Here is a 24,306-nt window from a genome sequence, read left to right as displayed (position 1 = left end):
ATCCATAAAGATCTTAATTGACATATCTTTGACATTAACACTCTAGACCGACCGGTTTGTATTGGTTATTGTTTAGTCATCAACTAGAAATGAGGTAAATACCATGACAACCAATAATTTTAATTTTCAACTTAAAACCATTGTTCATGCTCAAGAGAATGGCATTGAAAATATCCCTTCTCTTTTTGGTCGCTTAGGTGCGCAAAGAGTCGTGCTCTTTTCTGATAAAGGCTTGGAGTCTCTTGGTTTTGTTGAGCAGTTCTCGGCGTTGTTTGTAAACGAAAAGGTGAACCAGCCAGGCAATGAACAAGCGGTTCAGCTTGTTGGTGTGTACACCGATATCGCGCCAGACGCGACTTGCGACAACATCAACGCTGCCATTGAGTTTGCAAACAGCGTCAATGCTGATGCGATCTTGTCTGTTGGCGGCGGCAGCGTAATTGATGCTTCTAAAGGTGTGAAATACGCATTTCATAAGAAGATAGATGACATTCGCACCGTGATTGCGGGTGGCGGTCATATGGATGTGTGGCCAAACAATGAAGATATTCGAGTGCCCCACATTGCGGTTCCGACAACGGCTGGTACGGGCGCAGAAGCCTCTCCGATTGCTGTTTTTTACAATGAACATGAAAACATCAAAGCAAGTCTAGTCGCGTCTGGATTGGAAGCCGATATCGCGATCCTTGATCCAACGGTGACCACTAAGCTGCCTGCTCACCTTACTCGTTCTACAGCCATGGATGCGTTAACACACGCTGTTGAAGCGATTGTGTCACCGATGAGTAATGCATTCACTGACGCTTACGGCATTCAGGCAGCAAAACTGATTATTGAAAACTTACCCTTGGCATTGAAAGAGCCAGAAAACCTAACCGCACGTGGCAATCTTCTTCAAGCAAGCACCATGGCGATCTCTGCATTTTATTCGTCTTTGGGCGGTATTCCGATTCACAACTGTGCTCATGCCTTTGGTGCGATTAGCCACATTCCACATGGCGATGCCAACACGGTGCTGATGCCGGTTGTGATTGAAGCGCTGCCTGAATTCTATATGCCGAATGCGGCGAAGTTAGCTCAAGCTTTCTCTGTCGACACTACGGGAACCGATGAGATGGTTTACCAGAGAGTGTTGGATTTCTTAAACAACTTCCAAACCAGTGTGGGTGCGATGAAGCGTTTCAACAGCTGGGACTTTGATGCGCAAGAGAAGAGCAACATTGCAGAAGCGATTGAAAAAGACATCTGTTTTCAGTTCTACCCAATCTCGAAACAGACGATTGAAACCATCATAGAGAAAGCGATTTAGGTCTTTGTCTTAATCGACTGAATTTTATGACCATTTAGTTCAGTCCCTGATTCACTCACAACTATTACTCGAGAGCCAATTATGAAAATTGAAAACGTATTGCTATCAAGCTTGTGCATCATCGCGCCATTCCTACTTTTCACCTAACTCATTCAACAGGGACGTTGTGACCTTTATTCCCGAGGAGGAAATAAATGATCAATAAACGTTTAACTACCGTGATTCTGACTGGTGTTTTAGCTGCACTGTTTTTTGCTAAAGCAAGCGTTGGAAGCGAAAGCTCTAAGAACCACACCACCATGGACCAATCGCAGCAGCATCAAGATGTCGTGCAATTGTTGGATGAGGCTTACCAAGGGCAATTGGATGCCCAACTCTCTGTCGCTTACTTATATCTGAGCGGAGATGGCGTAGATCAGAATGATGAAAAAGCCGCGGAGTGGTTCGTCACCGCAGCCAATAACGGTAGCCCTGAAGCTCAAACACAGCTTGGGTTGATGTATATCTCTGGAAGTGGCGTTCAAGCCAGCCAAGCGGAAGCTGTCACCTGGATCGGCATGGCAGCAGCTCAAGAGTATGACCCTGCGCTCGACTTATTACATTGGATGTCGCAAGCCGCGCACTAATTCAGATTCTAACCAAAGTTAGTCACAGAAAAGGTTAATCACAGAGAAAGTTACTCGCAGAAAAGTTAATTACTGAAAAAGTTAATCACAGAAATTGGAGAACGTCTTATGCAGACATTCAAGAAATCTTTAGTCTTCACTGCAATGGCCGCGGCAAGCAGTGCTGCTCTGGCCGCAGAATCAGAAAAACCGAATATTGTTGTCATTGTTGGCGATGATGTGGGCTTTGCCGATACTCAGCCTTATGGCTCAGAAGCCAATACACCAAACCTAATGGCGCTGGCTGAAGAGGGGGTTAAGTTTACTAACTTTCACGCGTCACCAACCTCATCGGTAACGCGCTCTATGATGTTAACCGGAGCAAATAGCCACGAGGTTGGGCTAGGCACCTTCGACTATGCCGTCTATCCGGGTGCGATTGGCAAGCCGGGTTATGAAGGTTACCTCACCAAGAAAGGGGTTACGGTCGCAACGCTGCTTAAAGAGAGTGGCTATAACACTTACCTCTCTGGTAAATGGCACTTGGGGCACGAGGATGGCTTCTTACCTGACGATCGAGGTTTTGAAGAGAGTTACGGTATATTAGCGGGCGGCTCTAATCACTTTAATCGAGATATGATGTTCCCGGCCAAAAATGCCGCGACAGCGGATGCGCTGCAAAAAGGGGATATTCCCGGTGTTGAAGTTGAGCCAACTTACCGCAACGGTGAAGTGGTTGAGGATAAGTACAAAGGCGAGTACTCAGACCAAGTTTACACCAACGAGATCATCAAGATGATCGACAGCAAGAAAGACGACGGCAAGCCTTTCTTTGCCTACGTCCCATTCACCGGTATTCATCTACCACTGCAAGCGCCTGAGTCTGCCTATCAAGATAAAGTCGATTACTACGTTGAACATGGTTGGGACTCGGTTCGAGAAGATCGTTTCCAACGCATGAAAGAGATGGGCGTGATTCCAAAAGACGCCGATATTTCAGATCGTAACGCATTAAGCCGCCCTTGGGACTCGCTCTCTGAAAAAGAACAAAAGTGGTACGGCAAGAAAATGGCTGTCGCGATGGGCATGATGGAAATGCAGGACCAACAAGTCGGTCAGATAGTCGATTACCTGAAAGAAATCGGGGAATACGATAATACTTACATCATGTACCTAGCGGATAACGGCCCAGAAGCGGCGGATATTACCGGTGAAAATATCAGTGATTTGATCCGAACATGGACTGCTCATCATTTCGATAATTCGACTGAAAATTTGGGTAAGGCGAACTCCAGTGTGTCACTTGGACCTGAGTGGGCAAGCGCTTCAACCGGTGGCCTATCTTGGTACAAAGCTTACACAGCAGAGGGTGGTATCCGTGTGCCATTTATCGTTAAGCCAGCCAAAGCACTTTTAGACGGTGAAGATGCGTTGCAACCGGGAACTCAGACAGACGACTTATCCCAAGTGAAGGACATTGCAGCCACGATTCTTGAGATTGCAGAGGTTGATCATCCAGGAACCGAATATCAAGGTCGAGAAGTGGCGCCGATGAGTGGTGTGAGCTTGTTGCCTTACTTCAAAGGGGAAACGGCAGACGTGCACAGTGCCAACAATGCGATTCCATTTGAATTGTTTGGTAGCGGAATTCTGCTTAAAGGTGATCATAAGATCATCCGAATTTCTACGGGAATGGGCGGCGACAGTGAGTGGCACTTATACAACACCAAGAAAGATCCAGCTGAGCAACATGACTTGAGAAACCAAATGCCAGATCTGTTCCTTGAAATGGTCGCTGAATATCAAGAATACGAAAAAGCGCAAAATATCGTCCCAGTTGACGAAGCGTGGAACCCGTTTGAAAACGTGAAATAGAGGAAAAAAACCACTCGGCCAACCTAATGCCATCAAGCTTGGTTGGCCGATGAACACCGTGTAAAGGAATTACGAATTGTTTTGGCTAATACAATAACTTTTACATCGAGGCACTCTTCATGACGACATTATCGCTATCAAATTTGAGTTCAGTTCCGCAGTTCAATGGCAAAGCACACAGCAAACTTCAGGCGTTAGCAAAACCAATTGGGGCGGTGTGTAATATCAGTTGCACCTACTGTTATTATTTAGAAAAACAACAGCTGCTTGATTACCCAAAAGGCTCTCAATATACGATGGATGAAGTTCTGTTAGAGCGTTATATCAAGCAATATATAGAAGGGCAGAATACGCCTGAAATCATCTTTTCTTGGCATGGTGGAGAGCCTACCTTGTTGGGGATTGAGTACTTTCAAAAGGTCGTCGAGCTGCAGAAAAAATATTGTCCTAGCTACAGTAAGATCAGCAATGACCTTCAAACCAACGGCACGTTACTGAATGATGCGTGGTGTGAGTTCTTCAAAAAGAATGACTTTATCATTGGTGTGAGCATTGATGGCCCAGAGCACTTACATAATCACTACCGAACTAACCGTGCAGGCAAAGGCACTTTTTCTCAAACAATGCGTGGCATTCGCTACTTGAAGCAACATAACGTCGAGTTCGCGACCCTAAGCTGCGTGAATGATGTGACAGGTAAATATCCACTAGAGGTTTATCGCTTTCTACGCGATGAAGTGGGTTCGAAGCAATTGCAGTTTATTCCTGTGGTCGATAAGCGCGAAGCTCACACCAACAATAAATGGTTGAGCAACCAACAAGCGATCATTCCCGTATCAGGCGAGGTTGAAGCTTGGAGTGTCGATTCAGTGCAATGGGGAGAATTCCTCACTACCATTTTTGACGAGTGGATTGAGCACGATTTTGGTCGGGTATTAGTGCCGTACTTTGAAAATTTTGTCGGAGTGTGGATGGGCAGAGAAAGCACCATGTGCACTTTGAGTGAAATCTGCGGCAAAGGGTTAGCGGTTGAGCCCAATGGCGATGTGTATTCATGTGACCATTATGTCTTTCCTGAATTTCAGCTGGGTAATATTCAGGAACAAGCACTTTCAACTTTAGCCTTCTCGCCAAAGCAGCAGCGTTTTGGGTTCGCCAAACAGAAGTCTCTGCCGAAACAATGCCAAGCCTGTGAGTTTAAATTTGCATGCCATGGCGAGTGCCCTAAAAACCGCATCATCAAAAGCCGAGATGGTGAGGCTGGGTTAAATTATCTCTGTGAAGGATGGCTAAGCTTCTTCAAGCATGTCGACCCTGTTATTAAGGGCTTACTCAAAGCCAATAATATTCCGTCTCGTCTGGGGTAACGGAGTAGGCGTGAGTCAATTTAATCAAAATTTACAGTAAGATAGAAGGCTCGCTAAATTGTGCGAGCCTCTTGGTATTTGGTTTTTGGTAACGGGTATATCTAGTCAGCCGATTCTTGTGCCGAGCTCATGGCAAGAATAGTTTCATCCATGGCATTGTTTAGAATCGAACGGTTACGCTGCATAGCGGCCATGAGCGTTGAGCCAAGCCATAAACCATAAAGCGTTCGAGACAGCGATTCTGGCTCTGCGATAGTGAAATCACCGGCCTCATTACCTTCTTCAAACAGTTTTGCCATACGCAGGATGATCTTTTCAGCGCCTTCTGCCATAGTCGATTGCAACGGGTTTTCAGACCCAGCTACTTCTCCCGCCAGTTTTACGACAAGACATTGAATATTGAAGTCTTCAGTCAGTTTCGATGCACACCAAAACTCGAAATAGGCTTTAACGCGATCACGACGAGAAAGCGACTCATCACTTAAAAAGTCGTCTAGCTTAGCGAGATGCTCATCAAAGTAGTTAGTAAGAAGGATCTCACCAAAGTGTTCTTTGGATTTGAAGTAATGGTAAAAAGAACCCTTCGTGCCTTCCGCTTGGTTGATGATTTTCATCAGGCCAACACCAGCAAACCCGTGTTCATTAATAAGGCTAAACCCTGCATCGAGCATAGCTTGTCGCATGTCTTTCATTGTTCTTACTCTTTATGCTGAGAATGAGGAATAGTGTAACGAGCAACATACCAACCGTCCAGTCTAGCGCGTTAGGACGCGGTCAATAATTGACTCGTTTCGTCAAAGTGACTTTTTCTCTTATTGGCACTTCTAAGCGACAAAACTTTTTTCAAGATAAGCACATCCTATAAATCGAAAGTAACAACCTTAAAGGGCTTGTTTGGTGCCTTAAAATGGCTAAATTAGGGTGTTTTAAGTTACTGTTTTTGTTGGTTTTTAATTTGGTGTTTTCTTAAGATCGCAATGGTAGTCTTAGCTTAATTTCTTTAGGGGGCTAAATGGACACCAATAACAGCACTTATCATCACCACAGTTTTGCTCAGCAAGACTTATCAGAGCTTACATTTACAGCCTGCACGTTTATCCGTTGTGATTTCAGACGTTCGAACTTACGTGATGCAACGTTTGTTAACTGTAAGTTTATCGAACAAGGCGATATTGAGGGATGCCACTTTGATATTGCCGACTTACGAGATGCAAGCTTCCAGAATTGCCAGTTGGCGATGGCGAATTTTAGTAACGCGAATTGCTATGGTATTGAGCTACGTGAATGCGACTTGAAAGGGGCGAACTTCACTCGTGCTAACTTTGCCAATCAGGTGAGCAATCGCATGTATTTTTGCTCGGCATACATCACGGGTTGCAACCTGTCTTACGCTAATTTTGAACAGGCTTGTTTAGAGAAGTGCGAACTGTTTGAGAACCGTTGGATAGGCACTTACCTTGGCGGCGCATCACTGAAAGAGTCTGATCTCAGCCGAGGTGTGTTCTCGGAGGAAGTATGGGGGCAATTCAGTATGCAAGGTGCTAATTTATGTCATGCTGAATTAGAAGGGTTAGACCCTCGCAAGGTAGACACGTCGGGGATTAAAATTGTCGCTTGGCAACAAGAGCAACTGCTTGAAACCATGGGTATTGTGGTCATGCCCGATTGAGAGCTGTAATTTCCAACGGCAGGCTATTTGGAATATGTAAGATTTCGCTGTAGAAGAAAAGCCCAAAGCTAATAACTTTGGGCTTTTCCGTATTTGGTCGCATGCATTTTATAATGAAGTTTAGAAAAGAGAATGCTTGGCGAATATTGATCTAATTAGTGCATACCTGAGCGCATTTTATCGGCAAGCGCAAAGAAGACAAACAGCACAAAACATACTAGAGCAATACCCAGTGAGACTAAGATTGTTGTTGCATCTTTTGACATCAATGGGATAACGATAGAGGCTAATGCTACTAGCATAACAAGGATATGAACGATTCGTCCGACGATTGGATTCTTATGACAAAATGAAGCCCATAGGTAACGCATTTTTAACACCAGTATAAAATTAGTGGTTTTATTCTATTTTCTTAATGAGTGTTTTGTAAATAAGTTTTGATTGCAGGTGACTGTAAATATGATCTAGGTCGTTCTAGTATAAAACTGATTAAATAACAGAGATTTATTTGTATTTTATAGAATTTTCGCATCTAAATGACAATCATAGTATTCCGTATTCTTTGGAATGATAAGTCAAAAATTGTTCGACTTTTGGTTTCTTGACTGAAGATCTCATTTACTGAGTGTTCTATTAAGAGACCGTTTGCTTATCATTATTTGTCTCGTCAATGTCTATATAATTAGAATCAGTTTTTAGTCTGTGATGCGTTTTATGTTATTTATCAAAGAGATTTTTTGATTTGAGATCGCGGTAATCTTGTTCGCAAATCTGTTTGATATACTCATCATTCGTTCGAAAAAAATGATGGAGATGATATGTCGAAAACCGCGAAGATCATTAATGAAGATAAGCTGGTAAAAAAAGCAGTTGAGGTCGGTTTTAAGATGGCAAAACTACAAGGTTTTGATTTGCCACATTCATCCCAACCGATAAAGGTTAAAGCGGTGTATTTGTTCCTTGTAGAGGTAAATCAGATCACACCGTTACCTGATGATAAGCTTGATGGTGCCAACATTAAAAAGCGTTTGGCGCTATGGATTCACAAAGCACTGCCTGATAATGACCCATTGAAGTAAACCTTTTCCAAGTGAATATTTCTGATCTCGTTTCATCTGAGTTCATTATTCATCGATATGTTAGATAAGAAACCTAGCGAGCTCTCGCTAGGTTTTTTGTTTTTGGATACGTCATTTTTAGTTTTAGTGTATTCAATAAAGCAGAAATAGCCCTTGATACCCCCCAAGCTTAACTTCTTTCACATACTCACCAACCTTGCCATTCATATTGACGGGCCTCATTGGCTTGTTTAATGGAATACTGAGTTTCGGTGCCGAATAGAAGTCACGATTTTTACCATAGAAATCGGTTCGATAAAGTACGCGCCCATGCTCAAACTCTCTTGCGAGCACCATCTCTTGTGGGCCTCCCTCTACGATGTTTGTTTCCGAACGATAAAGAAAATAGGTATAGGTTGGTAACAGCTGAACCTTACCGTTTGGCAGATCAGCATGCACAACTTGATGCTTGGTTGAATCGCCGACAATAGTGTAGTCACTGGGTGTCGAGTGTGTGGTCGAAAGCATCAACGGAATGGGCTCTAATTTATTCGGAATCCGGTTGGCTGGAAAGCCTAGGTCGACCTTGAGCAGTTGTGTCGGTCGGTAAGCCATGTTTTTCGGCACACCACTCTTCCAAAAATTCTCTTCGGTAGTATTGCCGCTGCCATACACATAACTGCTATTCCACTGGTTAAAATAACTATGTTGTGGTTGGTAGCTGAGGTAATAAATAGCGAGAGTTGAATACTGATCTTGTTGCCAGTTATCTTGGCTGTTACCTAGGTATTGAACGCGCCCATAGCGAGTAGTGGCTTGGAATATAACGTTTGAATCAGTGTTAGCTAACGCTGAGTTATCCCAAAACTTAGACAATCCGGCATAACCACTAAAGCCTGTAGAGGGAAATAAGTAGTGCTCCCTAAAGTACAGGTTTCCTGAGTCAGTTAAGTGTGACTGCCCGTTTCGGCCATAAAGGTTGGCCGTTCCAATATTAAGGCCAATTGAAAGAGTATCGTCGTTAGCTGATAACTGTTTGAGAAAGGCTGCGAAGTGCGTCTTGTATTGCTTATCCGCTTCATCAGACCCTACGACAAGACCAAGCTCTTGAATAGTTCCTCCTGAATGAACCTCAAATTGATTGCTGCCAAGGAGTTTGTTGGTATCGTCGTTGTAGGCGCCATTGAGCTCTTGTTGCCCCCAATGTTTGGAATAGTAGTTTCGCATCAACATCAGTAGATCTGGGTTAGCAAGGTTGGTCAATGACCATGATGAGTTTTGGTTCCACATTCGGCCGAAAGGAATGACGCGAGATTCCCAACGAAAGCGCGCCGTAGCCAATTTTTTGCTCCTATTTTCATATTCAACTGGTGATAAATAGTTGTCTTGGTCGAGATCGGCTGATTGGTCAAAACCACGGATCTTGCGCCAATGCTTGGTTTCGTTTGGTGGTTGTGAATCTGTCTTTGAAGTCTGCAGATCTTTGAGTGCGATTTTCGGGAAATGGTCCTTCAATTGAACTTGATTTAAGCGAGGGCGGATATCATTTTGGTACCCTTGCCAGCGTACCCTAACAACGTATAAACGCCCGCCATCTCGAATAAACGTAGAACCAAAATACTGACCCCCACCATAACTCTGACCACTTCCATCGTGAGTGCTTGCTCTTACCCAGTTAGATGGGACTCGCCAGTTTACGGCTTGGTTTCGGGTCATGTTGCTTGTGTTATCTTCCGTTATAACGACGTTAGACCATGCCGTGACTTTGCCCTCAATATTCATCGATGATGGATACTCAATCTGAAACTCTCCGCCCTGTGCAAAGTGTGAAAATTCGAATGCTAAGTGATTGAATTTCTCAGAGTGATAAACGTAGAGAGCGCCACCTTTGTCGAAATATTCAAACACATCAGCATCCCAAGGTGGTGGTTGATAAAGAGCAAAGCCCGCGTGCTTTTCATCAGCGGTATAGCCGATAATCATAGGTTTGCGATTTAAAGTGGTATTGGAACCGTGACTCGTATCAGGCTCTGCCAGAATCGTGTCTTCTGAAAAATGTAGGAAGAAATCTTCGTAATCAATGCCATTTCGCTCTGCGGCGTTTCTAATTTCGTTTTCTAATTCTCCTGAATTCAGATCCAATTTTTGGTTGTACATATAACCAATCGCGCTGACGCTTTCGTTATCATTTTTATCGGCGTAAGCCCCAAACACCAAGTCACTATTGTTGACCTCCCAATCGATCACCTCTCTGGCTGATAAGGAGGAGCCATGTAAGTTGAACCCATTCTCATGTTGGCTTGGTAGCACAATGGTATAGCTTGCCAAGCTGGTGTTTGAAGACACAAGGCATGTAAAGGGAAGGGCCAATAGTAGTCGAGTACGGTGTTTTTTCATCAAGCTTCCTAGTCACAATGGGAGCGATTTAATATCAGCCAAATTAAGCATCTCACGCTATGTCAGTGTAGCAAAGTACGGTATTGGGGTTCGGTGTACATCGGGAGGTTAGCTCGAATAGATATCAGCATATAGCTTCTAACTTGACAGTTTGGAGGTTACTAACAACTATTAAGTTGATGATTTTAAATCCGTAATCCATTGGTTCACCTAAGGTGAATGACTAAGGAAGTAGGTGCGGGTGTTTTATGATGTTCAATATGACTGAACTCGATAAATAAGGAGGGGATGCCCCTTATGATGTCTTTACTGTTTTTGTTATTACTTGTAGCGATGATATGTGCTTTTTTTGGTACAAAGACCGCTGCGTATGGCTTTTTCGCTAGCTCAGTGATCCTTGGTTTGTATTGGTTCAATCATCATGCGACTGATCCACTCTCGATCTTATTGTAAGGAGCTAGCATGAATCGAAATCAGTTAACTCTCTTGAATACGCTTGGCCTGCTAGGCATGACAGCCGTTTTATTGATCGGCTTTGTTCTGCAGTTCGTGTTAAATGAACTTCCTTGTCCTTTGTGTTTGTTGCAGCGCATTGGTTTTGTGATGGTGGCATTCGGCTTCATGCTGAATGTGGTTTATGGGCCTCAATCTCGTCACTATGGCGTCATTCTGATTGGCGCTTTGTATGGTGTGGCCACATCGCTAAGACAAGTCTCTTTGCACGTTATTCCGGGCACTCCTGGCTATGGCAGTCCTATTTTGGGAATGCACTATTACACATGGGCATTTGTACTGTTTGTGGCGACGATTCTTGCTGTGTCGGTTATTTTGATGCTGACCAATAAGACCGAATCTCATGAACCTTACAAGATGGGCAATTTCGGGCGGATTGTGTGTCTACTGGCAATCGCGGTGGTGGCATTGAATGCTATTGCTACGTTTGTAGAGTGTGGGCCATATCAGTGTCCGGATAACCCGGTGAGCTATTGGTTACTCAATCAAGGCGCGAGTTAGAAAAATGGTGCTTTGAGAGAGCGATTAAAGAACAACTGGCAAAAGAAAAGCCACAGCGTTCGCTGTGGCTTTGTCGTTAGTGTTGTGGAGTTTATTACCGTCAGCAATTAGCTAGAGTGGTACAATCCATTCCAAACGATGTCGCGGTAACGTGTTTGGTTGGTGTCGCCTTCCGTGCTGAAGAGCATGATGGTTGCGTCTTCATTTAAGCCTAGAGTGTCACGCGTTGCTTGGTCTGCGCCCTCTCGGCAAAGTTGGTAAAGAAGACCTAGTGTAATCGCACCTGACTCACCGCTGATGATTTGGCTGTCACCTTGTAGTGGGTTACCTAGAACACGCATCCCGTTTGCTGAAATACTGTCATCAACCGAGATAAAGTAGTTACTGCAATCACGTAATACTGGCCATGTCACTGGGTTTGGTTCACCGCACGCAAGGCCCGCCATTATTGAGTTCAACTCACCAGTTACGTTGACCATTTCGCCTTTCTCGCCTGAGCGGAAAATACAATCTGCGGCTGCTGGCTCTGCAATGATGGTTTCAAATGTATCTGCGCCTAGCTTGTCTGCAAGGTAGCCTAATATGCCGCCTGCCATTGCACCTACGCCAGCTTGTAAGAATACGTGAGTTGGAGCGCTAAATTCTTGCTCTTGAACTTGCTCGACGGCTTCGTCTGCCATGGTCATGTAACCTTGAGAGATCCATGTTGGGATCTCTTCATAGCCATCCCATGCTGTGTCTTGAACTAGCATCCAACCGTTGTCTTGAGCGGTTTGGTTCGCCATGCGTACCGTGTCGTCGTAGTTAACTTCCGTCACGATACACTCTGCACCTAAACCTTGAATGCGGTTAACACTGGCTTGAGACGAGCCTTTTGGCATATAAACCACAGCTTTTTGGCCCATTTCACGAGCCGCCCACGCGACACCAGTGCCATGGTTACCCGCTGTTGCTGTCGTAAATACAAGTGGCTTATCCAGTTTTGAAGCAACGGTTTTAAGGTTGATCTCAGAAATATCAATGCCAAGGTGTTTTGCCAATTGGCGACCCAGAGCGTAAGAACCGCCGAGTACCTTGAATGCATTCAAACCGAAGCGTTTTGATTCGTCTTTTACTAGGATCGCTTTAACACCAAGGTGATTAGCAAGATTAGGAAGAGAGACAAGTGGCGTTGGTTGGTAACCTTCGATCTGACGGTGAAACTCACGCGCTTGTTGCGCTTGAGATGCAGTGAATAGCTCGCAAACTTGTCCAGTGTAGAATGAATTTTTTGATAGTTTTAACATAGGGCACACTTAGATACAGGCAGAGGAATTAAAGGCCATCAAGCGATGTTCAATGACCTTACTTTGTCGTTAATAACATTACATAGTTATTTTTTGCTATACGCAGTCACTAAAAGCAATACGTGATTACTTGATGTAAGCGATCGCTTCAACTTCGACTAGTGCGTCTTTTGGCAAACGAGCGGCTTCAACACAAGAGCGTGCTGGCGCGTTCTCTGTACCAAATACTTCCGTGTACACCTCGTTAAATGCAACGAAGTTTTCCATATCAGATAGGAAACATGTGGTTTTAATAACGGTATCCAGTGAACCACCACTTTGTTCCAAAACTGCTTTTAGATTTTCTAGTGACATACGAGCTTGCTCTTTGATGCCACCTTCAACAAACGCCATTGTTTTTGCATCAAGCGGTAATTGACCTGAAGTGAAGATTAGGTCTTTGAATGCCATACCTTGAGAGTAAGGGCCGATTGCTGCTGGTGCTAGATCTGTATGGATTTTTGTTTTCATTTCGTTTCTCTTTATAGGATTTCTATGCTCTAAACTCGCGGATGTATTTGTAAATAGCGTGGCGAGTAATACCAAGACGCTCAGATACGAATGCTGTCGCCTCTTTTAATTCGAAAATACCGTTCTCAAGCAACTGCTTGGTAATGGCTTTGTTTCGACCTTTTAAGTTGACTGACTCATCGTTGTCGACTTCAAAAATAGCGTGCTCAAGCGCTTGCTCAATCACTTCTGTTGTTGAAGCTCCAAAGTTCTCATGCACACCCACAGGGGCATGAGCCATGTCTGGCATTAAAGTTTTTATGATCTCAGGAAACGGGTGAGACAAGTTCATATTGATACAGAACAGCCCAATTGGTTTGCCATTTTCTCCAGCTAGTACACAGGTCGTAGACTTAAGTAACGATCCATCTTTGCTGGTGGTGAAGTAACTCTTTGGCGTGACCTCACCAGTGCTCTCAAACACACTCAGCATCTTCAGCCCCAGATCGGTGATAGGTGACCCTACTTCTCGACCCGTGTGGTGTCCGTTCACTATCTTCACTACCGACTTTTCAAAGCTCTCGAATGAATGAATCACAACCTCACAGTGCGGACCAATAAAGTCGGCAATGGTTTCGGCTAAGCGAAAGTTCAGTGCGAGATGCTCTCTGTCATTGTCGGTGAATTCTACGTTAAACGATTTATATGCTGATGCGTTCATTTTAGACCACTGTTGTTAACTTTAATTGCCTTTCATTATCTTTGGTTACTCGATGTATTTCAAGTTGCCAATTAACTTTATGTAACTATAAGACTATATATCCGCTTCCTACACAAGTCTAAAGTTACAAATAAGTACCTAAAATTGATCGTAATCAACAATATTTCCAGTTTTAGATGCTTTCTGGTCACTATAGTTAACCCTAAGATCTTGGTCACATTATTTAACTTAAATGTCAGTAAGATGCTCACCGTAACGTAAACAAAATTGAACTATAGGGTTGGTTACTGGTTGTGAAGAGCAGCAGAAGTGCCTACCTAAATACAATAATTAGAGGTTCCAATGACTAACTACCTAAACCGCGGCTTTGAACAAGCTGAGTTTGAACACAGAACATCACGCGCTCAAAAAGTCATGCATGAGATGAATCTGGATGCGATGATTTTCACAACCGAACCAAACGTTCGCTACTTCACTGGCTTCCACACTCAGTTTTGGCACAGCCCAACTCGTCCATGGTTTGTTATCGTTCCTGCAGAAGGAAAGCCGATTGCGATTGTTCCTGAAATAGGAGCAAGTGGTATGGCGGGAACATGGGTCGATAACATTATTACTTGGCCTTCTCCTCGTCCTGAAGATGATGGCATTAGCTTAGTAGCTAGCGCATTGAACTCTCTGCCTTGTCGTCATGGCCGAGTAGGCGCAACGCTGGGCATTGAATCTCACCTACGTATGCCTGTGAACAATTACTTGAAATTAACCACCATGGTTAAGAAAGACTTTGTTGATGTGTCTTTAGCAATGCATGAACTTCGTCAGATCAAGTCACAAGCTGAAATCGAGAAAACACGTGAAATCTGCCGCATTACCAATGTTGGGTTTAGCAAGATCCCTCAATACGCCAAAGCCGGCATGACCGAGCGTGAAATCTGTAAACAGTTCCGTATCGATATGTTGTTAGAAGGTGCGGACGAATGCCCTTACATCATCGCAGGCTCAGGGCCAGATGGTTATGACAGCATCATCATGGGCCCAACTGATCGCATCATTGAGCCAGGAGATGTGTTGATCATCGATACCGGTGCTGTACGTGATGGTTATTTCTCTGATTTCGACCGTAACTGGGCATTTGGTCATGCAAGTGAGCAAACCAAAGCGGCATACCGCGCTACTTACGAAGCGACCACGAAAGGCTTTGAGGCTGCGAAACCGGGCGCAACCACGACTGACATCTACAACGCGATGTGGGGAGTATTAGAAGCCAATGGTGCATTGGGCAACGACGTTGGTCGTCTTGGTCATGGTTTAGGTATGGAGCTGACAGAGCGCCCGTCTAACACAGCTACCGACAACACAGTACTTAAGCCGGGTATGGTGATGACATTAGAACCGGGCATGGTTTACGCACCGGGTAAGTCAATGGTTCACGAAGAGAATATCGTGATTACTGAAGACGGCGCTGAATGGTTAAGCAAACGCGCAGAGCCAGAACTGATCATTATTTAGCTCAAAACTTAACACCTTACAAATTTAACACCCTACAAAAGCTGGCTCTGGACTCCAGAGTCAGCACATAAAAATTATAAAAATACGAGTTTCTCATGCAAACAATAGAACAGTTTCGTCAATTTGAAATCCCATTACAGCACGTTCAGGCCCCAAGAATTGGTCGAGTTCATATCGGTTTAGTACAACTAAGTACTGACCACTCTTTAGAGATGGACTGGGCAAAGTTACTGGGTACACAAGCGGGTGTGTTTAGCTCCCGCGTTTATTACAGCAGCGAGATGACACCAGAAGCGCTCGACCAAATTGCGGTTGGGATCAGTGAAGCATCAGATTTGATTGCTACGGGCTTACCGATGGATGTTATGGCGTTTGGTTGCACTTCAGCTTCTATCATTATTGGTGAAGAAAAAGTAGCAAACCTTCTTACACAAAATCGCGGTGATATTCCCGCAACGAATCCATGGACAGCCGCTCAAGCTGCATTTAAGCACTTGGGTGCAAAGAAAGTTGCCGTGTTTTCCCCTTATCCAACAGAAGTGAATTTCCCTCTTTATCAACAACTGACTGCCGCTGGCTTTGAAGTTCCTGTTTTAGGTTCACTTGGCATTGAGAAAGACACTGACATTACCACGGTTTCAAAGGAATCAATGATGGAAGCATTAAGCGAAATGCTGCCTGATTCTAGTGCCGATGTTGTATTTATGTCTTGCACTAACCTTCGTGTTCTTGACCACATTCAAGAGATTGAAGATCGATTTGGTATCCCTGTCGTGTGCAGCAACTCTGCGATGTTCTGGCATTGCATGCACCTAGTCGGCAAGACAGCTCAGTGTCCAGGTTACGGACAATTGCTAAATCAATAGCAACCAATGAAAGGAATTTAAAGATGAGTAATACAGTAAAAGGTTGGATCGCGGCCATTTTCATTGGCCTGCTATGGGGTATTCCATGGATCGTTGGAACACCAATTCTAGAAGTAATGGATGCACAGGTCTTGGTATGGGTTCGCTATACCGTAGCCTTCATTACCTTATTTGTGATTATCCAAGTCAGTAATGCGATGGGTAAACCACAGAAAAAAGTCGACTTTAAGCTTAATTGGGCAAATCGACACGACATTTTCTGGGCAGCATGTTGCGGCATTATTGGTCAAGGCGCTTTCAGTTTTTTATCGTTCCTGTCTCTTGACTACATCACTGCTTCAGAAAACGGCGTAATCCAAGGGCTTATTCCAATCATTATCTTGTGTGTTGGTTTCCTTCGTCATGGTGAACGTTTTACTCCAATGCAAATTTTGGCGGCGGTTGGTGCGTTCGCTGGTGTCGCTATCTTGGTAATGGATCCATCTGTTGAAGGCAGTGGTTTCAACATTGGTCACTTGATCTGTCTTGGTAGCGCGGCGAGTTTCTCTACGATGGCTTACGCTCGTGCGAAACTTGCTGAGAAATATGGCTCAGTGGCGACGATGTACCACCAGTTCATTTTTGCGGCAATCGGCTTTGGTCTTTATCTACTCGTTATGGGGGCGGATTTCTCTACAGCACTCGGTATTTTCAGTTCTCCACTTCGTATGGCTTGTATTGCAATTCTGGGTGTGGGTATTTCAGGTATCAGCTACCTAATCTACATCTATGCAATGGAACGAGTCGGCGTAGACGGAACGGGTATGGCACTTAACTTGATGCCTCTGTCTTCTTTCGTACTGGCTGTATTTGCCCTCGGTGAAGCGGTAACGCCAATGCGACTACTAGCGATTGCGGTCGTTATTGGCTCAATGATGCTGTTCATGAAGTTTGGTAAGGCGAAGAAAAAAGCGCCTCAGATGAAAACAGCGACAAACGCTAACTAACCGTCAACCACGATACAAATTACAAGTAATAAGGCGGTGTGCCGCACCGCCATTATCGAAAAATTATGGAAGATAGAAAGATGAACACAACAAACAGAGACACATTTTTAGGATGGACTGCCGCCATTGCCGTTGCCTGTATCTGGGGCGTAACAGGGGTGGTCTCTAAGCCGCTTTCTATGGCTGTTGATCCGATGACATTGGTATTTTTCCGCTACGTTACCGCGGTAATTGGCCTATCAATCATTTTCTTTTTTACATCACGTAGCAAAAACTTAAGTGCAGACTTAGGTTCTTCATTAAAGATCGATACCAAAGATATTGGACGTATTGCGCTTTGCGGCATCGTGGGACAAGGGGTTTTCTCACTTTTTAATTTCCTTTCTCTTTCTCATATTGGTGCGACTGAAAACGGTGTTATCCAAGGTATGCAGCCGTTCGCGACAGTCTTCTTCGGTATGATGTTTATGAACTTCCGTATGAACAAGATTCAGTGGGGCGCTTTCATCGCATCTGCAGTTTGTATTTACGCAATGAGTGTCGGGCCAACAAACACCATTGAAGGCGGTACTCCGCTGCTGGGTTATGTTTACGTGACATGCTCGATGCTGGCTTTAGCGTGGACGGCACATTTACGTGCTAGCTTAGCGGACAAATACGGCTCAGTGGTTTCCATGCTGTACCAATACATTTCGGTTGCTGTGATGGGCATTATCGTTGTGTTGACCATGGGCTTGGACTTGTCTCAGATTTACATTATTTTCTCTAGCCCGCTGTTGATTGCACTGCTTATTTTCTTAGGTACAGGCATTTCTGGTGGTAGCTACTTGATTCAATTGTATTCTTTCAAGCGTATCGGTGTAGAAAAGGCAACGATGGCATTAAACCTCATGCCTTTGGTTGGCTACTTAGTGGCAGTTGTGACACTTGGTGAGCAGATGGCCATGGGGAAAACCATTGTCGTTTCATTGATTGTCGTAGCACTTTACGTGTTCACTAAGTTTGAAACGAAGCAAGAAGAACAGACAGCAGAAAACTTAGCTTGCGATAAGAAAGCAACGCCAGAAGCGAGCTAAGTGATGAAATCAGTGACTAAAGGTTGGATTGCAGCAATTAGCGTTGGTTTGCTATGGGGCTCTGAGGCTGCTTTAGCTACCTTGCCACTGCAAACCATTGATGCGCGATTGTTAGTGTGGCTGCGCTACATGATGGCATTCTCGGTTTTATCTTTAGTCCTGATTTTTGGATCAATACGTCAAACCAATACTCAAACTAAACCGAAACTTTCGTTCAGTTGGGCTAATCGAAGCGATTTATTTAAGTTATTAGTGTGTGGTGTAGTAGGCCAAGGTTTATTTAGCTTCTTGTCATTTCTATCACTCGATTATATTTCGCTATCGGAAAACGGAGTCATTCAAGGTCTTGTACCGATTGCAATCTTGGCTATTGGGCAAGTTTTCTATGGTGCACGCTTTACGCGTATGCAAATTGCGTCAAGTGGGATTGCTTTGATTGGAGTGAGCATATTGGTTCTTGCTCCGCCGTTTACTTCGGAAGATAGCGGTGTGAACATTGGCCATCTGATTTGCTTATTGAGTGTGTTGAGCTTTGCATCTGTCACCCACTTACGGGCTCATTTGGCAGAGAAATACGGTGCAACTCGCACCATGCATTATCAGTTTGGTTTCGCAGCTGTTGGTTTTTTCATTTATTTATTGGTGTCAGGTATAGATGTACCCAGCCTGCTACTGGTGATGCGCCATTCTTGGTCACTTCTATGCATTATGGTGCTAGGAGGTTTGGTATCAGGTCTGGGCTATATCGCGTATATCTACGGCATAGAACGTGTGGGAGTTGAAGGCAGCAGCATGGCTTTAAACCTCATCCCTATGTCAGCATTTTTCATTGCTGTTTTGGTGTTCGGAGAGCCTATCACCCCCTTGAGGGCGATGGCGGTTGGCTTAATCATCGTTGCTATGATGCTATTTGCAACCTCCAACAAATCTCGCGAAATGACATCCAAAACAGTATCAACAAATTAATTTTAAGTATTTTATTTATTGGAGTTTCCATGACTAACACTGCCACTGTCACAGAATGGCGTCGCCATCTACATCAGTACCCTGAGTTTGGTACTGAAGAGTTCAAAACCTCTGAATTTGTTGCGAATAAACTCGAAGAGTTCGGCATTGAAGTTCACCGTGGTATTGGTGGAACCGGTGTTCTGGGAATTTTAAAAAATGGTACAAGCGATCGCTCGATTGGGTTGCGTGCTGACATGGATGCCCTGCGTATTCATGAAGAGAATACGTTTTGTCATGTTTCTAAACATGATGGCGCGATGCATGCTTGTGGTCATGACGGGCATACAGCTATGTTGTTGGGTGCCGCGCAAGAGCTAGCAAAAAGCAAGCAATTTGATGGCACCGTTTACTTCATTTTCCAACCCGATGAAGAGCGTGGTACAGGCGCTAAAGCGATGATCGAAGACGGCCTGTTTACTCGTTGGAATATGGATGCGATTTACGCAATGCATAACCTACCGGGTATTCCTGAAGGTAAGTTTGTGACTCGCCCCAATTCATTAATGGCGAGTGAAAGTAGCTTTGAAATTGTTATCAAGGCTACGGGTGGTCATGCCGCTATGCCACACATGGGAACCGACCCGATTGTAGTTGGAGCTCAGGTTGTGACCGCCTTACAAACCATTGTTTCACGTAATTTGAGTGCAATTGATGAGACGGCGGTTATCTCAGTGACTAACTTTGTTACCAATGGCACCGTTAACGTGATTCCTTCGCAAGTGACCATTTCAGGTGATACTCGTAGCTTCACGGATCAAGCGTTACACAAGATTGAGAAAGCGATCGAGCGTGTCGTTGCGGGTCAGTGCATGTCAGCAGGCGTTGATTATCAATATCATTTTAACAATAGCTTTCTATCAACAATCAACACGCCGGAAGAGACTACTCACGCAATCAAAGCAGCACAAGCGGTTGTTGGTGAAGAGAATGTGAATGGAGCTTGTGAACGCTTCACCATCAGTGAGGATTTCTCGTTCATGTTACGCGAAGTAAAAGGGTGCTATGTGCTAGTTGGGAATGGTGTTGGTGAATGTGGAGGCACTGCGCTTCATAACCCACACTACGATTTCAACGACAATATTCTGGAACATGGCGTTGGGTTCTGGAAGACGCTTGTAGAGCAACAATTGTCACAATAGATAGATGAAAAAAGAGCGAGAGGCAAGCTTCTCGCTCTTTTTGTATGCGTTGTATTATCAAATCCCGCTAACGCTTTGGGCTAGCGACTGATCTGCTTAATGATTTACTTGCTTAACAATCTCTCGCGTTAGGCGGGCAATCTCATCCCACTCTCCGTTTTCAACGAGCTTTTTGTCCACCATCCACGTACCACCGCAGGCTAATACTTGAGGCACGGCTAAGTAGCTATCGATGTTTGATGGCGTGATACCGCCTGTCGGCATGAGTCTAATGTCGCTATAGGGTCCGACTAACGACTTCACCATACTGATACCGCCAGAAGCTTCTGCTGGGAAGAACTTCAAGGTTGTTAAGCCCATCTCTAATGCAGCTTCAACGGTGCTTGGATTATTCACACCCGGAATGATATCGATACCGATCTCTTGGCATGCTTTAACTGTGTTTGGATTGAACCCCGGTGATACCACAAACGTTGCGCCTGCTTCTTTCGCGGCCAGTGCTTGCTCACGGTTCAAGATGGTGCCCGCGCCGATCAGCATTTGTGGCTGTGCTTGGCGAAGCAGTCGGATAGCTTCAACAGCGGCGTCTGAACGGAACGTAATTTCAGCGGCGGGAAGCCCATTCTCAGCCAATACTTTGCCTAGAGGGATAATATCCTCTGCGTTATCAATGGCGATAACAGGGATAACTTTAAGTGCTTTTAGCTGTTCGTTAATTGTAGACATGTGTACTTCTTAATATCAGTTTGAAAGAGTGTCGGTGATGGATTTTGGGATGATTGCGCCATGATGTTGAATCACCAATTTGGCTAATGCATTACCTTGGTGGCAAGCTTCTTCAATAGAACCTCCAGCGAGATAGCAAGACAAGAAACCACCGTTAAAAGAGTCGCCAGCAGAGGTGCTATCAACCACAGTTTCGACAGGTGTCGTTGTGATTTTTACTGGCTCATTTGCGGGATTTTCGCTGATCAAGCAGCCTTCAGCACCAAGCTTTACAAAAACGGTTTTGACGCCGAGTGCATGCAGTCTTTTTATGGTGTCTTGTGGCGTTTGATCACTCCACAACAGTTGTTCATCATCGAACGTGACTAGGGCTATATCGGTCGTTTTATAGCCCAATAGATAGCACTCTTTTTTACTGTGACTTTTGAACCTGACTTGAAGAGGTTTAAGCGGTTGCAGATGCTAGGGGGTATCTGCAACGCCTAATACTTGGGAAGTGTGGCTGCTATTTACCCACGAAACCGTTGTACAACATGTAAAGGTGCGCTGCACTCCAAGAGAAGTTATTCGCGCCCTGAACCTCACCCGTTTCTGGGTTGTAGTTTTCCTGAATCGGGGTAGCTTCTGTTAGGCCTTGCGCATTTTGGAATAGCTTGTCGACCATTTGACGCGCTTCCACACCGTATCCATAGTTGTCCATACCGCGTACACCAAAGTAGAACTGATCCAGCCACACGCGACCACGCCAGTAAATGTCAGGGCCGTAAGCGGGGTTGTCCATTGATGCCGTACCTAGCGGAATCTTAGGTGAGTTAAACTTGCTGGTATTTAGCATGTTCTCTACGACTTTATCCGCATGTTCTTGCGTCGCTGCGTTGTTGAATAGTGGTGACCAACCTTCAGGCCCCATACCGCGCTTCACCAGTACCGGACCTGCACATTGGTTAGGGAGCCCATTTGGTACCACTTCGATATCGTAGTAGAAGCCTGTTGACTCATCGTACATACAACGGTTGATGTACTCTTTGGTGTCGGATGCTTTTTCTGCAAACTCAGCGGCTTTGTCGGCTTTACCCAATACGTCGGCAATTTGTGACAGGTATAGGTTGTCTGAGTACCAGTAAGAGGCTTGATCTACCGACTCTTGCATCAGTGAATAACCTGATAAGTTGTTTGAATCGTCAGTGTTCTCGTTGAACTTCACTTCCCAATCTTTCTTCGCCTGAGCCAGTTTGTTCATGTTCCCAACCGAGTCATCAAGGTAAGTCACCACTGAACCGTCTGTACCCATAGCCATGTCATACGTATTGTCGAAACCATTAGTGTCATGAGCGTAGCGACCCATTTGGTCTATCACTTCTGCTTCTTTTTGCGTTGGTTGCTCTGCCATGCTTTGTAGGTTGTCGATGGTGTCGATAAAACCGAACACGCCTGCGTTATCACGCCCCGACTCCCAACCTGCTGCGACTTTCGCTGGGATACTCATCGCTGTGTAATCACCAGAAGTCAGCAATTCATTGTACTTCTCTATGCTAGTTTCTTTGATCCACTGGTCGCCATTAGCTTCGTCTTTGTATTGGAACTTCATATCGTCAACAAACGCATCTGATCCCCAAGAACCGTCATTCACGTCACCTGAAAAAACCGTGTGGATTGGGTCTTTTGCCGCGCCATATTCCGGTATTCCGTTCTTGTTGGTATCACGAGCACGTAACCACCAATCGTGGAACGCAACTAGCTTCGGATACATTTCTTCCAGCCATCTTTGCGCTTCTTCTGGACGATTATGTTCGTCTTTCAGAGCGGTATACACTTCCCATACCGCCCATGCTGCCAGTGATGGTTTGGTATTTCGTTCATTCCAGTTCAGGCCATCGGTCGCTTGAGGGAACACTTTTTTGTATTCCGCTGACATGCCTTCCCAACGTTCTGCTGGTAGGTTGTATGTCACAACATCAAGCAGGTAACCTTCATCCCAAGGGCGGACTGGATCATCAGACTGCACTTGGTACTGGAATACAGTACGAATATTTTCCATCGCGACGTCTGGGTTGAAGTGTGACATTGCGTAAGCTTGTTTCCATGTATCCCACGGCCATGTCATGTTGCCCGAGAAGTAAGGGGCCGTAACGGAAGGTGTAACGGTGTCGTGATCAATTGCACCCGCAGCACCACGCCAGTTCGCGTTTAATGTTTCCATTGCTTTTACTGCAACAAACTCATGTTCTTTTGAAGCCGCATCGTTGGTGAGACCGTTTTCTAGGTATTCTTCCCAACGCATGGCTGAATCGTGCATGTAACCTTTTGGATCGGCCATCACCTTATTCAGTTTTCCAAACTCAGACGCTTGCTCTTTGGTGTTTTGAACGTGAGTGTAAGCCGTGTATAACGTGATCTCTTCGCCATTTCCTAGAGAGGCCGTTTGCACGAAACCTTTCTTGTCATCATTGATGGTAGAAGTTTCTGGTTTGATAGAGCGCGTTACTTCGAACTTTGAATCGCCAGAAGTCAGCAACGACCAGGAATCGCGAACTGCGCCAAAAGACACCTCTACGCCATTTTCTGTCGCCGCGATTTCACGTGAGTAAGTAGGGTATGCATCTTCAACACTGCGAACGGTGCTGTCGTCATTCTTGTATGCTGTGCCATCATCCGCACGATAGTTTTGCATCAACTCACCATCCCATTCGCCTTGAACATCCAGCTTATTTGGGTTCTTTATGGTGGTTTTCACAAGAGAAGTTCGATTAGTCACAAAACGCATTTCTAGCTCGGCTTCAATACCGTTCTCGCCAGTATACTTTTGGATCAACGCGCCAGGTTGTGAGTATGCGTCTGTCAGTTTAAGTGGCATAAGCTTACCATCGACAGTCAGAGCCAAACGGTCAAAACGTGCAGCCATGAATGACACGTATTCTTCGGTCAGCAGTGCTGTACCACCAAGAGTGATTTCACCGCCTTTGGTGTCTAATGTGTGGCCGTGCCATGAACCGTTATCGAACATTGGAATGTAGCGCAGGTGACCGCCGTGTAAATCACGTAATGCCACTGGTACCCCAGCGCGATCGATGGTGTTGTGGAATTCGGCCGCTTTAAGTGGAGCATCTATATTCGAGCTATTATCACTACTGTTGCATCCGCTTAGCGTTAGAGCAACTCCGACAGCAATCGCACATAGAGACGTTTTAAACTGCATGTTGTATCCTTAA

The 24,306-nt window shown here is 44.9% G+C and carries 22 protein-coding genes and 1 pseudogene; 14 read left to right on the top strand and 9 right to left on the bottom strand.

Annotated elements, in window-relative coordinates:
* Nucleotides 1–103 precede the first annotated feature (103 nt).
* The 4 genes from NX845_RS05645 to NX845_RS05630 all read left to right on the top strand — a co-directional run bounded on the left by NX845_RS05645 (nucleotide 104) and on the right by NX845_RS05630 (nucleotide 5,156).
* Nucleotides 104–1,309, top strand: a complete 1,206-nt coding sequence (locus NX845_RS05645) for an iron-containing alcohol dehydrogenase (RefSeq protein ID WP_260256631.1) — start codon at nucleotides 104–106, stop codon at nucleotides 1,307–1,309.
* A gap of 194 nt (nucleotides 1,310–1,503) precedes the next feature.
* Nucleotides 1,504–1,935: a tetratricopeptide repeat protein gene (locus NX845_RS05640; protein ID WP_102441078.1), complete on the top strand. Its 432-nt coding sequence runs from the start codon at nucleotides 1,504–1,506 to the stop codon at nucleotides 1,933–1,935.
* 108 nt (nucleotides 1,936–2,043) lie between these two features.
* The gene (locus tag NX845_RS05635) at nucleotides 2,044–3,789 is read left to right on the top strand and encodes an arylsulfatase (protein WP_102447285.1); all 1,746 of its coding nucleotides are present in this window, start codon (nucleotides 2,044–2,046) and stop codon (nucleotides 3,787–3,789) included.
* 119 nt (nucleotides 3,790–3,908) lie between these two features.
* Nucleotides 3,909–5,156, top strand: coding sequence for an anaerobic sulfatase maturase (locus NX845_RS05630; RefSeq protein ID WP_260256630.1), 1,248 nt, complete (start codon nucleotides 3,909–3,911; stop codon nucleotides 5,154–5,156).
* Nucleotides 5,157–5,257: 101 nt separating this feature from the next.
* Here the strand turns inward: NX845_RS05630 and NX845_RS05625 are convergent, their stop codons facing one another.
* Nucleotides 5,258–5,848, bottom strand: a complete 591-nt coding sequence (locus tag NX845_RS05625; protein ID WP_017088820.1) for a TetR/AcrR family transcriptional regulator — start codon at nucleotides 5,846–5,848, stop codon at nucleotides 5,258–5,260.
* 320 nt (nucleotides 5,849–6,168) lie between these two features.
* Between NX845_RS05625 and NX845_RS05620 the strand changes: the two genes are divergently transcribed.
* Nucleotides 6,169–6,825: a Qnr family pentapeptide repeat protein gene (locus tag NX845_RS05620; RefSeq protein ID WP_260256628.1), complete on the top strand. Its 657-nt coding sequence runs from the start codon at nucleotides 6,169–6,171 to the stop codon at nucleotides 6,823–6,825.
* A 155-nt stretch (nucleotides 6,826–6,980) separates the two neighbouring features.
* Here NX845_RS05620 and NX845_RS05615 read toward each other — a convergent pair whose 3' ends face one another.
* Nucleotides 6,981–7,196 carry a hypothetical protein gene (locus NX845_RS05615; RefSeq protein WP_029221911.1) on the bottom strand — a complete coding sequence of 72 codons (216 nt, stop codon included), beginning with the start codon at nucleotides 7,194–7,196 and terminating at the stop codon, nucleotides 6,981–6,983.
* Between the two features lie 447 nt (nucleotides 7,197–7,643).
* Between NX845_RS05615 and NX845_RS05610 the strand changes: the two genes are divergently transcribed.
* Nucleotides 7,644–7,904, top strand: a complete 261-nt coding sequence (locus NX845_RS05610; protein WP_004732406.1) for a DUF5062 family protein — start codon at nucleotides 7,644–7,646, stop codon at nucleotides 7,902–7,904.
* A 132-nt stretch (nucleotides 7,905–8,036) separates the two neighbouring features.
* Here the strand turns inward: NX845_RS05610 and NX845_RS05605 are convergent, their stop codons facing one another.
* On the bottom strand, nucleotides 8,037–10,280 hold the full coding sequence (locus NX845_RS05605) for a hypothetical protein (protein WP_260256627.1): 2,244 nt from the start codon (nucleotides 10,278–10,280) through the stop codon (nucleotides 8,037–8,039).
* 297 nt (nucleotides 10,281–10,577) lie between these two features.
* On the opposite strand from NX845_RS05605, the gene NX845_RS05600 reads away from it, so the two are divergent.
* Both NX845_RS05600 and NX845_RS05595 read left to right on the top strand, forming a co-directional pair.
* Nucleotides 10,578–10,733, top strand: a complete 156-nt coding sequence (locus tag NX845_RS05600) for a DUF5993 family protein (RefSeq protein ID WP_004732395.1) — start codon at nucleotides 10,578–10,580, stop codon at nucleotides 10,731–10,733.
* 9 nt (nucleotides 10,734–10,742) lie between these two features.
* Entirely contained in the window at nucleotides 10,743–11,294 is a 552-nt protein-coding gene (locus tag NX845_RS05595; protein WP_004732394.1) for a disulfide bond formation protein B, read from the top strand.
* Between the two features lie 107 nt (nucleotides 11,295–11,401).
* Here the strand turns inward: NX845_RS05595 and dpaL are convergent, their stop codons facing one another.
* The 3 genes from dpaL to NX845_RS05580 form a co-directional block, all read right to left on the bottom strand.
* A complete protein-coding gene (dpaL, locus tag NX845_RS05590) occupies nucleotides 11,402–12,580 on the bottom strand; it encodes a diaminopropionate ammonia-lyase (protein ID WP_102458081.1) in 1,179 nt (392 codons plus the stop codon).
* A gap of 126 nt (nucleotides 12,581–12,706) precedes the next feature.
* Entirely contained in the window at nucleotides 12,707–13,090 is a 384-nt protein-coding gene (locus NX845_RS05585; RefSeq protein ID WP_004732389.1) for a RidA family protein, read from the bottom strand.
* Between the two features lie 22 nt (nucleotides 13,091–13,112).
* On the bottom strand, nucleotides 13,113–13,790 hold the full coding sequence (locus tag NX845_RS05580) for a transcriptional regulator (protein ID WP_004732387.1): 678 nt from the start codon (nucleotides 13,788–13,790) through the stop codon (nucleotides 13,113–13,115).
* A gap of 342 nt (nucleotides 13,791–14,132) precedes the next feature.
* Here NX845_RS05580 and NX845_RS05575 point away from each other — a divergent pair, with 342 nt between their 5' ends.
* The 6 genes from NX845_RS05575 (at nucleotide 14,133) to NX845_RS05550 (ending at nucleotide 20,371) form a co-directional block, all read left to right on the top strand.
* The gene (locus NX845_RS05575; protein ID WP_004732383.1) at nucleotides 14,133–15,296 is read left to right on the top strand and encodes a Xaa-Pro peptidase family protein; all 1,164 of its coding nucleotides are present in this window, start codon (nucleotides 14,133–14,135) and stop codon (nucleotides 15,294–15,296) included.
* A 95-nt stretch (nucleotides 15,297–15,391) separates the two neighbouring features.
* A complete protein-coding gene (locus tag NX845_RS05570; RefSeq protein WP_017082838.1) occupies nucleotides 15,392–16,162 on the top strand; it encodes an aspartate/glutamate racemase family protein in 771 nt (256 codons plus the stop codon).
* 23 nt (nucleotides 16,163–16,185) lie between these two features.
* Nucleotides 16,186–17,148 (top strand): DMT family transporter, encoded by a 963-nt coding sequence (locus NX845_RS05565; RefSeq protein WP_260256626.1) that lies wholly within the window; start codon nucleotides 16,186–16,188, stop codon nucleotides 17,146–17,148.
* Between the two features lie 80 nt (nucleotides 17,149–17,228).
* Nucleotides 17,229–18,224 carry a DMT family transporter gene (locus tag NX845_RS05560; protein ID WP_017082836.1) on the top strand — a complete coding sequence of 332 codons (996 nt, stop codon included), beginning with the start codon at nucleotides 17,229–17,231 and terminating at the stop codon, nucleotides 18,222–18,224.
* Between the two features lie 3 nt (nucleotides 18,225–18,227).
* A complete protein-coding gene (locus NX845_RS05555) occupies nucleotides 18,228–19,190 on the top strand; it encodes a DMT family transporter (RefSeq protein ID WP_102447278.1) in 963 nt (320 codons plus the stop codon).
* 29 nt (nucleotides 19,191–19,219) lie between these two features.
* A complete protein-coding gene (locus NX845_RS05550; RefSeq protein ID WP_260256625.1) occupies nucleotides 19,220–20,371 on the top strand; it encodes a M20 aminoacylase family protein in 1,152 nt (383 codons plus the stop codon).
* 96 nt (nucleotides 20,372–20,467) lie between these two features.
* Here NX845_RS05550 and NX845_RS05545 read toward each other — a convergent pair whose 3' ends face one another.
* From NX845_RS05545 to ygjK, 3 genes and pseudogenes are all read right to left on the bottom strand, one after another.
* The gene (locus NX845_RS05545) at nucleotides 20,468–21,097 is read right to left on the bottom strand and encodes a bifunctional 4-hydroxy-2-oxoglutarate aldolase/2-dehydro-3-deoxy-phosphogluconate aldolase (protein WP_260256623.1); all 630 of its coding nucleotides are present in this window, start codon (nucleotides 21,095–21,097) and stop codon (nucleotides 20,468–20,470) included.
* 15 nt (nucleotides 21,098–21,112) lie between these two features.
* Nucleotides 21,113–21,508: pseudogene (locus tag NX845_RS05540) on the bottom strand (PfkB family carbohydrate kinase); the annotation flags it as partial.
* Nucleotides 21,509–21,602: 94 nt separating this feature from the next.
* Nucleotides 21,603–24,293, bottom strand: a complete 2,691-nt coding sequence (gene ygjK, locus NX845_RS05535; RefSeq protein WP_260256622.1) for an alpha-glucosidase — start codon at nucleotides 24,291–24,293, stop codon at nucleotides 21,603–21,605.
* Between the last annotated feature and the right edge of the window lie 13 nt (nucleotides 24,294–24,306).

It is taken from the genome of Vibrio sp. NC2 (genome assembly GCF_025195005.1).
Lineage (GTDB): Bacteria > Pseudomonadota > Gammaproteobacteria > Enterobacterales > Vibrionaceae > Vibrio > Vibrio splendidus.
The sequence above is the reverse complement of the archived record's forward strand: the minus strand, read 5'-3'. Positions and strand labels throughout refer to the sequence as shown.